The organism is Rahnella rivi (assembly GCF_019049655.1).
In the GTDB taxonomy this organism is placed as follows: Bacteria; Pseudomonadota; Gammaproteobacteria; order Enterobacterales; family Enterobacteriaceae; genus Rahnella; species Rahnella rivi.
The window spans coordinates 59,559-70,755 of record NZ_JAFMOX010000062.1 but is presented as its reverse complement, the minus strand read 5'-3'; the positions used below and the strand labels follow the sequence as shown (position 1 = coordinate 70,755).

Sequence of the window (11,197 nt, the reverse complement as noted above, 5' to 3'; positions counted from 1 at the left end):
AAGGATTGAGTCATGAATGGCTTTAAATATTGTTCAGATCCGACCAGCGTCAAGCCGGAGCATGAGAAATTGCGACGTTGCAGAGTTATCCGAGAAGCCACACACTGGCCGACGTATTCAGGCTTCTTCTAAGGACAAAAGAATGGCGACCACCCGTTGTAGCTGGGTTTCAAAAGAACCGATTTATCTCGAATATCACGATAAAGAATGGGGCGTGCCGGTCAAAGATGGCCGTGAGCTGTTTGAAATGTTGTGCCTCGAAGGCCAGCAGGCAGGGCTCTCGTGGATCACCATCCTGAGAAAGCGCGAAAACTACCGCCAGAACTTCCACCATTTCGATCCGGTGCGCATTGCCAAAATGACCGATGAGGATGTTGAGCGCCTGGTGCTCGACGCCGGCATTGTGCGCCATCGCGGAAAAATCAAAGCGATCATCCTTAACGCACAGATTTATTTAGCCATGCAGGCCAGCGGCGAAGATTTTTCAGACTTCATCTGGCGCTTTGTTGATCATCAACCGGTCATCAATAATCCGCTCGGGCCTGAAGGCGTACCGGCAACCACCGCCGTGTCAGATGCCATGTCTAAAGCGCTGAAAAAGAAAGGGTTCAAATTTACCGGTTCGACCATCTGCTACGCGTTTATGCAGGCCGCCGGACTGGTGAACGATCATCAGGCTTATTGTTTCTGTCATCCGAAAAATCAACCCGCATGATCCGCCGCTCAGTACCTGCCGACACCGAAGCGATTATGCATCTGTGGCTGCGCAGTACGGTGGCGGCACACCCGTTTATTGAGGTGTCTTACTGGTACGAAAGTTTGCCGATGGTGCGCGAGACGTTTCTGCCACAGGCTCACACCTGGGTTTCGACCGCCGAAGACGGTGGGATCAATGGCTTTATCGGCGTCTTAAATCAGCAGTTTATCGGCGCGCTGTTTGTGGATGAACGCGTGTACGGTAAGGGCATCGCGCAGCAATTAATGGACGTGGTCAAAAAACATTATCCGCTTTTGCTTCTCGAGGTTTATCAGCAAAATCACCGCGCCGTGGCGTTCTATCGCAAAGAAGATTTCTTAGTGGTCAACGACACGGTTCATCCCGGAACCGGTCTTCCGACCTGGGTTCTGCGCTGGCATCAGCCCCTTTTCGAATAATTTCCCAAAATCCGCTAAAAGACAAAAACGGATAACCGGAATTCTCCTACTGCTTAACGTCACGAAATTGCGCATAAATGGCGCCAGAACGCCGCAGGGCGGATGTCCGCCCGTTGCATTTGTTTATGTTTTGACACCTTTTTCTGTGCAACTTACCAGAAACCCGGCAGTCATAATGCAGCGGTCAGTTTCTAAATAAAAAACATCCTTAAAGGGAAAAAAGATGAGCAAAAGATTACTTGTGGTTGCTGGCGTACTTTGCGTCACGATGGGCCTGTCAGCCTGTACCACCAATCCGTACACCGGCGAATCAGAAGCAGGAAAATCCGGCATTGGCGCAGGGCTGGGTGCGGCTCTGGGCGCAGGCGTGGGGATGCTTTCATCTTCTAAACACGATCGCGGCAAAGGCGCCCTTATCGGTGCCGCAGCAGGTGCTGCGTTGGGCGGCGGTGCGGGTTATTACATGGATGTGCAGGAATCTAAACTGCGCGACAAAATGAAAGGCACCGGCGTCAGCGTGACGCGTCAGGGCGATAATATCGTGCTGAACATGCCAAACAACGTGACCTTCGATACCAACAGCAGCACGCTGAAACCGGCGGGCGCGAATACGCTGACCGGCGTGGCGATGGTACTGAAAGAGTATCCGAAAACTGCCGTGAACGTCGTGGGTTACACCGACAGCACCGGCACGCGCGCGCTCAACATGAAGCTGTCACAGCAACGTGCTGACGGCGTCGGCAGTGCGTTGATCACCCAGGGCGTTGATGGCAGCCGCGTTCGTACCACCGGTGCAGGCCCGGATAATCCGATTGCCAGCAACAGCACCGAAGCCGGTAAAGCGCAGAACCGTCGCGTTGAGATCACCCTCAGCCCGTTGCAGTAACGGCTTCACCTGCCGTATAACGCCGGGGCCAGATGGCCCCGTTTTTATGTATCCTGTGTTATTCTGGCGTTCTCACCTGCGTAACGGATGCCAGTATGTCTCTGAAAGCTATCGCGAAAGATCTCGGTCTGTCTGTGACCACCGTCAGCCGTGCGCTGAACGGTTACGACGATGTTTCAGCGGACACTAAAGCGCGTGTACAGGCAGCGGCGGATTTACGCGGCTACCGGCCCAACACCCTCGCCCGCCGGTTAAAAATGGGCAAGATTGATGCCGTTGGCCTCATTTTCCCCTTCACTTCACATCCGTTAAGCAATTCAGCCTTTGTCGAAATGGTGGGCTGTATCACCCGCGAACTCGCGAAATATGAAATTGATCTGCTGCTGGTGCCGGATGAACTGGGCACGTTTTCGTGGCGACGCCTGATTGAAAGTAAACGCGTGGACGCCATGCTGGTCGCCCATACGCTGGATGATGATCCGCGCCTGCTGGATTTGCAGCAACGCAACTTTCCGTTTCTGGCGCTCGGGCGCAGCCGTTGCCTGACCCAGGATTACGCCTGGTTCGATTTCGATAACCGCGCAGGCATGCAAATGGCGGTCGATCACCTCGCTACGCTTGGGCATCAGCGCATCGCGTTTCTCGGTGAAAATAATCAGCAGTCGTTTATCGGCCAGCGTCATCAGGGCTATCTCGACGGGCTTCTGGCCCACAAACTGCCTCTTTACGACGGGTACGTGAATAAAGTCAGCCCAAGCCGCCGGGCCGGGTATCAGGCAACGCAGGCGTTGCTGGCCCTGCCGCTGCCCCCGACGGCGATTGTCTGTGACTGCAATATGCACGGTGAAGGCGCGGCGCTGGCGTTGTACGAAGCCGGATTGCTGCTCAACGGCGGCGTATCACTGATTATTTATGACGGTTTACCCTCTGACAGCCTGCCAGACGTGGCGGTCACCGCCATCCGTCAGGGCACCCGGGAAGCAGTCGGCCTGCAAATCGCCGGCATGACAATGGCACTGATCCGTAACGAACCGGTGAGCGGTTTGCAGGTGCTCTGGCAACCAGAATTGCAGGCGGGCGTCACCGCACATCCACCGCGTCAATAATTCCCCTTTCGGTTATTTTTCCACCCTATATCACAAATTTGCACCATCACATTTCCCATCCGAAACGTTTCGGATCAATAGTTACTCCACCAGATAGCGTTTTATCGCTGCAAATTACCCTGTGGAGTAGTGACACTATGGAAAACCCGATCGTCCATTTAACCAGCGAACACAGCAGCCTGATCGTCCGTTGTGCGCCGTTCGCTGAAATCCTCTACTGGGGAAACCGCCTGAGCCAGTTTTCGGCAGACGACGTCATTTCCCTCGCCCGCGCCGTACCCAATGGCCGTATTGATGTGGAAGCACCGGTGAATTTCAGCGCCGATTCAGGCCGGGGCTCGTTTGGTACGCCGGGCGTGGAAGGCCACCGCGACGGGCTGGACTGGTCGCCGGTATTCGATACCACGGACGTGAAACAGCAGGGAAATCAGCTGATCATTACCACCGAAGACGCCATCGCAGGTTTGCAATTTCGCAGCGAACTGCGCCTCGGTGACAGCGGCGTGTTGCAGATGCGCAATGCGCTGACCAGCCTGAAACCCGGCACCTATCAGGTGACGCGACTGGCCGTCACGCTGCCGCTGCCGGAGCGCGCCGCCGAAGTGATGGCGTTTCATGGCCGCTGGATCAAAGAGTTCCAGCCGCACCGCACGCTGCTCGATCACGGCGGCATCATTCAGGAGAACCGCCGCGGGAAAACCTCTTCCGAATATTTCCCGGCGATGATGATCGGTCATCCGGGGTTTAGCGAGGAACAGGGCGAGGTCTGGGGAATGCATCTCGGCTGGAGCGGTAACCACCGCCTGCGTGCCGACATCAAAATCGACGGTCGCCGACTGGTTCAGGCCGAAGCGCTGTATCTGCCGGGCGAACAGCGTCTTGAACAGGGTGAAACGCTGGAAACACCGTGGCTGTACGCCAGCTATTCTGCTGCCGGGCTGAACCGCATGAGTCAGCAGTTTCACCGCTTCGTTCGTGAAGATATTTTGCGTTTCCCCGGCGACAAACCGCGGCCGGTGCACCTCAATACCTGGGAAGGGATTTATTTCGATCACGATCCCGACTACATCATGCAGATGGCGACACAATCCGCCGCGTTGGGTGTTGAACGCTTCATTATCGACGACGGCTGGTTCAAAGGGCGTGACCACGATCGCGCCGCGCTCGGTGACTGGTATCTCGATGAGAAGAAATACCCGAACGGCCTGAAACCGGTGATCGACCACGTCAAACATCTCGGTATGGAATTTGGTATCTGGGTCGAGCCGGAGATGATTAACCCGGATTCCGATTTATACCGCGCTCATCCCGACTGGCTGCTGGCCTTGCCGGGGTATCAGCAACCGAGCGGACGCCATCAGTTCGTGCTCGATCTGAACAATCCGCAGGTCTTTGATTATCTGGTGGAACGCATGAGCTGGCTGCTCGGTGAACACGCTGTGGATTACGTGAAGTGGGATATGAACCGAGAAATCGTTCAGCCGGGCCACGAAGGCCGCGCAGCGCTGACCACGCAAACCCGGCAGTTCTACCGCCTGCTCGACGTGCTGGGCGAACGTTTCCCGCAGATTGAATTTGAATCCTGCGCGTCCGGCGGTGGCCGCATTGATTTTGAAGTGCTCAAACGCAGCCACCGTTTCTGGACATCCGACAACAACGATGCGCTGGAACGGCAGAAAATTCAGCGCGGCATGAGCTATTTCTTCCCGCCGGAAGTGATGGGCTCGCACATCGGCAACAAACTGTGCCATGCCACGTCGCGCCAGCACAGCATTGAATTCCGCGGCCTGACGGCGCTGTTTGGCCACATGGGCATTGAGCTGGATCCGGTGAAAGAAGGCGAAGCCGAACGCGCCGGTTTTGCGAAATACACCCGTCTTCATCAGCAGCTTCGCCCGTTACTGCACAGCGGCGACGTTTACCGCGTGGATACGCAGGATGAAACGGTGCTGATTAACGGCGTGGTCAGCGAAAACAAAGATCGCGCCGTGTTTCTGGTCAGCCAGCTGGCGATGCCGACCTGGTCATTACCCGGTGTGTTACGCGTGCCGGGGCTGAAAACCGATGCCCGCTATCGCGTGACGGTGCTGGACGAACCGGCGCTGCTGGCGGGTGGCGGCAGCGGTCACACCATGCGGGTGCAACCGGCGTGGCTGCATGCCTCTGTGGCATTGAGCGGTGAATGGCTGGCGAATGCCGGGCTGACGCTGCCAGTGCTGGATCCGGAAAGCGCTCTGCTTCTGGGCTTCGAAGAAATCAGATAACAACAAAAAAACGCCGGTACGACAGTGCCGGTTTTCATGGTTTCGGCAAGGAAATCACTATGAACCCTACACAAACTTCCGATCGTTGCTTCTATAAAAAAAATACTAACTTCTGGATATTTGGCAGCTATTTCTTCCTCTACTTCTTCATTATGGCGACCTGTTATCCGTTTTTACCGATCTGGCTGTCAGACGTTATCGGCCTGAGTAAAACGGAAACCGGCATCGTGTTTTCCAGCATGTCGCTGTTTGCCATTCTGTTTCAGCCGTTCTTTGGCATCATTTCTGACAAACTTGGCCTGAAAAAACATCTGTTGTGGATCATCGCCGTCCTGCTGTTTCTGTTTGCTCCGTTCTTCATTTACGTGTTTGCGCCTCTGCTGAAAATCAATATTGTGCTGGGCGCAATCCTGGGTGGTGCGTACATCGGCTTCGTCTTCGCGGGCGGTTCAGGGGCTACCGAGGCCTATATCGAAAGGGTCAGCCGCAGCAGTGCTTTCGAATATGGCAAAGCGCGTATGTTCGGCTGTTTCGGCTGGGGGATTTGCGCTTCCACAGCTGGCGTATTATTTAACATCAACCCGGATATCGTGTTCTGGATGGGCTCCGGCGCGGCAGTTATTCTGATGGTATTGCTGCTGATTTCCCGCCCGCAGGAAAACAAAAATGCGCAGGTGATGGACAAACTCGGGGCCAATCAGCCGCAATTTTCGCTGAAAACGGCGGCATTGCTGCTGAAAGAACGCAAACTGTGGATGTTGATTTTGTACGTGGTCGGTGTCGCCTGCGTTTACGACGTGTTTGATCAGCAGTTCGCTACCTTCTTCAAAACCTTCTTCTCCTCGCCGCAGCAGGGCACGGAAATGTTCGGCTACGTGACCACCGCCGGGGAATTGTGCAACGCGCTGATCATGTTCTGCTCACCCTGGATCATCAACCGCATCGGCGCGAAAAATACGCTGCTGCTGGCGGGGACGATCATGTCGATTCGCATCGTCGGCTCTTCGTTTGCCACCACGGCTGCCGAAGTGATTGTGCTGAAAATGCTGCATGCGCTGGAAGTGCCGTTCCTGCTGGTCGGCGTGTTCAAATACATCACCCAGATTTTTGATGTCCGGTTCTCGGCGACCATTTATCTGATTGGGTTTAACTTTGCCAAACAGCTGGCGGCGATTTTCCTTTCTGCTTTCGCAGGCAGCCTGTATGACCGCATCGGGTTCAGCGATACCTATCTGATCCTCGGCGGTATCGCCTTTGCGGTGACGATCATTTCCGCCTTTACGCTCAGCAGCAGACCGAAGCCTCAGGCGGTTTCCGCCGTGCGCACGGCCGAAGGTTTGCGCTGACTTGCGGTTACAGCCTTTCGACACTCTGTGCTAGTCTCCGTGGAATATGCATGAGGGGAGAAAGGTTGTGAGCAAAAAACAGGAACCGGGCGCGGCGGTTCGCGCTACGATACGTGACGTTGCCAGTGCAGCAAAAACCGGTAAAACCAGCGTTTCACGTTATCTCAACGGTGAAAAACACCTGCTGTCCGATGATCTCAAAGAGCGCATCGGACGGGCGATCTCCCTGCTGGATTATCAGCCCAGCCAGATGGCCCGCAGCCTGAAAAGCGGCCATACACGCCTGATCGGGCTGATCCTCGCCGATATCACGAATCCATATTCTGTCGATGTGATGCGCGGCGTCGAAGCCGCCTGCCGTCAGGAAGGGCTGACGTTGCTGGTCTGCAACACCAATAACGAGCTCGATCAGGAAAAGCATTACCTGCAGTTACTCAGCAGCTACCGCGTGGATGGCATGGTGGTCAACGCCGTCGGTATGCGTGAAGCGGCGATCTCTACGCTGCAACAGGCCAATTTACCGATGGTGCTGATTGACCGCAAAGTCGCCGATTTTGCCTGTGACGTGATTGCACTGAACAACGTCGAAGCCACGCAGATGATGACCGATCATCTTCTGCAACAAGGCTTTGAAGCCGTGCTTTTCGTCACCGAACCCGCCAACGTCAATACCCGCCTGGATCGCCTGCGCGCCTTTTTACAGCGCATGCAGCAATCGCCAGAATGTATCGCCGAACAGGGCGAAATCGAGCTGAGCAACACGGCCGGGCTGGAGACGTTGCTGCGCGATTTTGTCGCACGCCATCCAGACAAACATAAAGCGGTGATGTGTGTGAACGGAGCGCTGACGTTACAGGTGGCACGCGCCCTGCGCAGGCTGGATATCACCTGGGGGCCGGACATCGGTCTGTCAGGTTTTGACGAACTGGTGTGGGCAGATCTTGCCGGCGTTGGGATCACCACGTTCAGGCAGCCGACCTATGAAATGGGCGTCGCAGCACTCGGCCAGCTGGTGACGCGCATTCAGGGCAGCACCGCACCGGTCAAAGACCTCGAATTCTCCGGCGAGCTGATTGCACGCGCCTCCACCGCACGCCGCTGATCGCTTTCTTCTCCCCTTTTCTCTCCCGTTCTTCGTGAGCGGGATCATGTTTCTGACCTTCGGGTCTTTTGATTGGAACCGGTTCCAATTAGGTTATATAAAGCGAAACAAATTATTAACAAGAACACGCAGCGCCATTTGTTCCACTAAGATAATGTCTTCTAAACGCTCGCTGGCACCGCATTCCGGTGCGTTTTAACAGGACAAAGAGTCATGCAAAGAGAGATCGTCATCGTTACTGCCGCTTACGGTAACAGCGTCGTCCGCGCCCTTGGCGGGCAGTCAGAACTGCTGCCGGTCATCGCTGCCGCGAAGGCCGACGGCGTGGAAATCCGCCGTGAACTCTTCACCGGCGAAGAGCTGAACGCCCTGGCGCAACTTGCTGAAAAGATTAAACAGAACGGGCTGTTCGCGGTGTATTCCGTGCCCTTCGCGCTGTTTAACACCGGCGGCAAGCTGAACCCTGACGCGGAACAGTATTTCGATGAGGCCCATACTTTAGGTGCCCGCACCATCAAGTTCTCACTCGGCGAGTTTGAGCCGGGCGCGGACCTGACGCCGCTGAAAGTGCTGCTGGCAGCGAAGCCCGTGAAGCTGGTGGTGGAAAATGACCAGTCGAGCGAATGCGGGATACTTTCGCGCATTAATGCCTTTATGTTTGCGGCTGAATCCCTGCACCTGCCGCTGGATATGACGTTCGACATGGCGAACTGGCTGTGGGTGGGACAGGATCCGGCAACGGCAGCTGAACGGCTGGCGCGTCACGTTGGTTACGTCCACGTCAAAGCGGCAGAAAAGCGTGGCGGAAAATGGCACGCCGTGGCGCTCGATGACAGCGATGGCAGCTGGATCCCGTTACTGAAAGCCCTGCCTCAGGATGTGCCGCGCGGCATTGAATTCCCGCTCGAAGGGGAAGATTTGGTCGCCGTGACACGGTATTACGTCGAGCTGTTGCGTAAAACTTACTGAGGATCCATCAGGAGAAACCGTTATGAACCAGTCCAGGATTGCACCGCGTCGCTGGTGGTACATCATGCCGATCGTGTTCATCACTTACAGTCTGGCTTATGTCGACCGCTCGAACTTCAGCTTCGCGTCGGCGGCCGGTATCAATGATGATCTCGGCATCACCAAAGGGATGTCGTCCCTGCTGGGCGCACTGTTTTTCCTGGGTTATTTCTTTTTCCAAATCCCCGGCACCATTTACGCCGAAAGGCGCAGCGTTAAGAAACTGATTTTCTGGTGCTTATTGCTGTGGGGCGGGTTTGCCTCTCTGACCGGCGTGGTGAATAACATTCCCATGCTGGCCGCCATCCGCTTTGCGCTCGGCGTGGTCGAAGCCGCGGTGATGCCCGCGATGCTGGTGTACATCAGCAACTGGTTCACAAAGTCAGAGCGCTCCCGCGCCAACACGTTTCTGATCCTGGGTAATCCGGTCACGGTGCTGTGGATGTCGGTACTTTCCGGCTATCTGATCGAATCGTTTGGCTGGCGGGAAATGTTTATCTTCGAAGGTATTCCGGCTGTGATCTGGGCGGTTATCTGGTGGTTTACCGTCAAAGATAAACCCGAAGACGTCGGCTGGCTGAGCGCGCAGGAGAAAAAAACCCTGAGCGAGCAGCTGGCAAAAGAGCAAAAAGAGATCCAGGCGGTGGGCGGTTATCGCGAAGCTTTCCGCTCACGCAGCGTCATTCTTTTGTGTCTGCAATATTTCTTCTGGAGCATTGGGGTCTACGGCTTTGTGCTGTGGCTGCCATCGATCCTGCACGACGGTAAAGAGATGGGCATGGTCGAGGCGGGCTGGTTATCTTCCGCCCCCTATCTGGCCGCCACGCTCGCCATGATCCTGGTGTCATGGGCCTCGGACAAAATGCAAAATCGCAAACTGTTTGTCTGGCCGCTGCTGCTCGTCGGTGCGCTGGCGTTCTTCGGCTCCTGGGCGACCGGCAGCCACAACTTCTGGCTGTCTTACGGTTTACTGGTCATCGCCGCGGCCGCAATGTACGCACCTTACGGCCCGTTCTTCGCCATCATTCCTGAAATGCTGCCTAAAAATGTCGCCGGTGGCGCGATGGCGCTGATCAACAGCCTTGGCGCACTGGGCTCTTTCTTTGGTTCGTGGTTTGTTGGTTATCTGAACGGGAATACCGGCAGCCCTTCCGCCTCTTTTATTTTTATGGCCGTGTCGTTGCTGGTCTCCGCAGGCCTGACCCTGCTGGTGAAACCGCAGCAGGCCGCAACAAAACCTGAAGATGTTTCCTTAACCCAAGGGAGTAATAATTGATGAAGCCGTCTATTGTCCTGTACAAAAAACTGCCCGCCGATCTGCATCAACGTCTCGAACAGCACTTTTCTATCACTGAGGTGGATGGCATCACCGATGAAAACCGCGCTGCGGTGTTTGATGCGCTGCAAAATGCCGAAGGGTTACTGGGGTCTGGCGGCAAGATTGATAAAGAGCTGTTTGACCACGCGCCGCGCCTGCGTGCGGTATCCACCATTTCCGTGGGATACGACAATTTCGACGTGGCAGAACTGACCCGCCGCGAAATTCCGATGATGCATACCCCGACCGCACTGACCGACACCGTGGCGGATACGGTCATGGCGCTGGTGCTTTCCACTGCGCGCCGCGTGGTGAATGTCGCCGAACGCGTGAAAGCCGGTGAATGGACAGATAACGTCGGCCCTGACTGGTTCGGCACCGACGTACACCATAAAACCATGGGCATCGTCGGCATGGGCCGCATCGGTCTGGCTCTGGCGCAGCGCGCACATTTCGGCTTCGACATGCCGATTCTGTATAACGCCCGCAGTCAGCATAAAGAAGCGGAAGAGAGGTTTGGCGCGCGCAAATGCGAACTGGATGAACTGCTGAAAACCGCTGATTTCGTCTGTATTCTGCTGCCGATGACCGAACAAACCTTCCATCTGATTGGCAAAGAAGAGCTGGGGAAAATGAAATCCAGCGCGATCCTGATCAGCGCCGGTCGCGGCCCGGTTATCGATGAACCTGCTCTGATTGAAGCCCTGAAAGCCGGGACGATTTATGGCGCGGGGATGGACGTGTTCGAGACAGAACCGCTGCCAAAAGATTCACCGCTGCTGAGCCTGCCAAACGTGGTGGCGCTGCCACACATCGGCTCTGCCACGCATGAAACCCGTTACGACATGGCCGCCTGCGCCGTCGATAACCTGATCGCCGCCCTGACCGGCGAGGTGAAAGAGTTCTGCGTTAACCCGGAAGTGTTGAAGAAGTAAGTTTCATCGCCCCGCAGTCATCCTCCCCTTCCGGCACGTCCGGGAGAGGAGGACATTTCAAAACCCGGTGGTCCGAT

The 11,197-nt window shown here is 55.8% G+C and carries 10 protein-coding genes; all 10 read left to right on the top strand.

Annotated features, from left to right (window positions below; genetic code table 11):
* Positions 1-142: 142 nt before the first annotated feature.
* Complete coding sequence (locus tag J1779_RS15640) at positions 143-715, top strand: DNA-3-methyladenine glycosylase I (protein WP_056775886.1); 573 nt, start codon at positions 143-145, stop codon at positions 713-715.
* Positions 712-1,155 (top strand): N-acetyltransferase, encoded by a 444-nt coding sequence (locus J1779_RS15635; RefSeq protein WP_217204198.1) that lies wholly within the window; start codon positions 712-714, stop codon positions 1,153-1,155. The genes J1779_RS15640 and J1779_RS15635 overlap by 4 nt, the downstream gene beginning before the upstream one ends.
* A 223-nt stretch (positions 1,156-1,378) precedes the next feature.
* Positions 1,379-2,041, top strand: a complete 663-nt coding sequence (locus J1779_RS15630; protein WP_056775889.1) for an OmpA family lipoprotein — start codon at positions 1,379-1,381, stop codon at positions 2,039-2,041.
* A 95-nt stretch (positions 2,042-2,136) separates the two neighbouring features.
* Positions 2,137-3,147 carry a LacI family DNA-binding transcriptional regulator gene (locus J1779_RS15625; protein ID WP_056777172.1) on the top strand — a complete coding sequence of 337 codons (1,011 nt, stop codon included), beginning with the start codon at positions 2,137-2,139 and terminating at the stop codon, positions 3,145-3,147.
* Between the two features lie 137 nt (positions 3,148-3,284).
* Positions 3,285-5,411, top strand: a complete 2,127-nt coding sequence (locus tag J1779_RS15620) for an alpha-galactosidase (protein ID WP_217204197.1) — start codon at positions 3,285-3,287, stop codon at positions 5,409-5,411.
* A gap of 59 nt (positions 5,412-5,470) precedes the next feature.
* Positions 5,471-6,757 (top strand): MFS transporter, encoded by a 1,287-nt coding sequence (locus J1779_RS15615; RefSeq protein WP_122097144.1) that lies wholly within the window; start codon positions 5,471-5,473, stop codon positions 6,755-6,757.
* A gap of 67 nt (positions 6,758-6,824) precedes the next feature.
* Entirely contained in the window at positions 6,825-7,859 is a 1,035-nt protein-coding gene (locus J1779_RS15610) for a LacI family DNA-binding transcriptional regulator (protein ID WP_136375955.1), read from the top strand.
* Positions 7,860-8,072: 213 nt separating this feature from the next.
* A complete protein-coding gene (locus J1779_RS15605; protein WP_122097142.1) occupies positions 8,073-8,828 on the top strand; it encodes a sugar phosphate isomerase/epimerase family protein in 756 nt (251 codons plus the stop codon).
* Between the two features lie 22 nt (positions 8,829-8,850).
* Positions 8,851-10,143 (top strand): MFS transporter, encoded by a 1,293-nt coding sequence (locus tag J1779_RS15600; protein ID WP_217204195.1) that lies wholly within the window; start codon positions 8,851-8,853, stop codon positions 10,141-10,143.
* Complete coding sequence (ghrB, locus tag J1779_RS15595) at positions 10,143-11,120, top strand: glyoxylate/hydroxypyruvate reductase GhrB (RefSeq protein WP_217204194.1); 978 nt, start codon at positions 10,143-10,145, stop codon at positions 11,118-11,120. The genes J1779_RS15600 and ghrB overlap by 1 nt, the downstream gene beginning before the upstream one ends.
* The last annotated feature ends 77 nt before the right edge of the window (positions 11,121-11,197 follow it).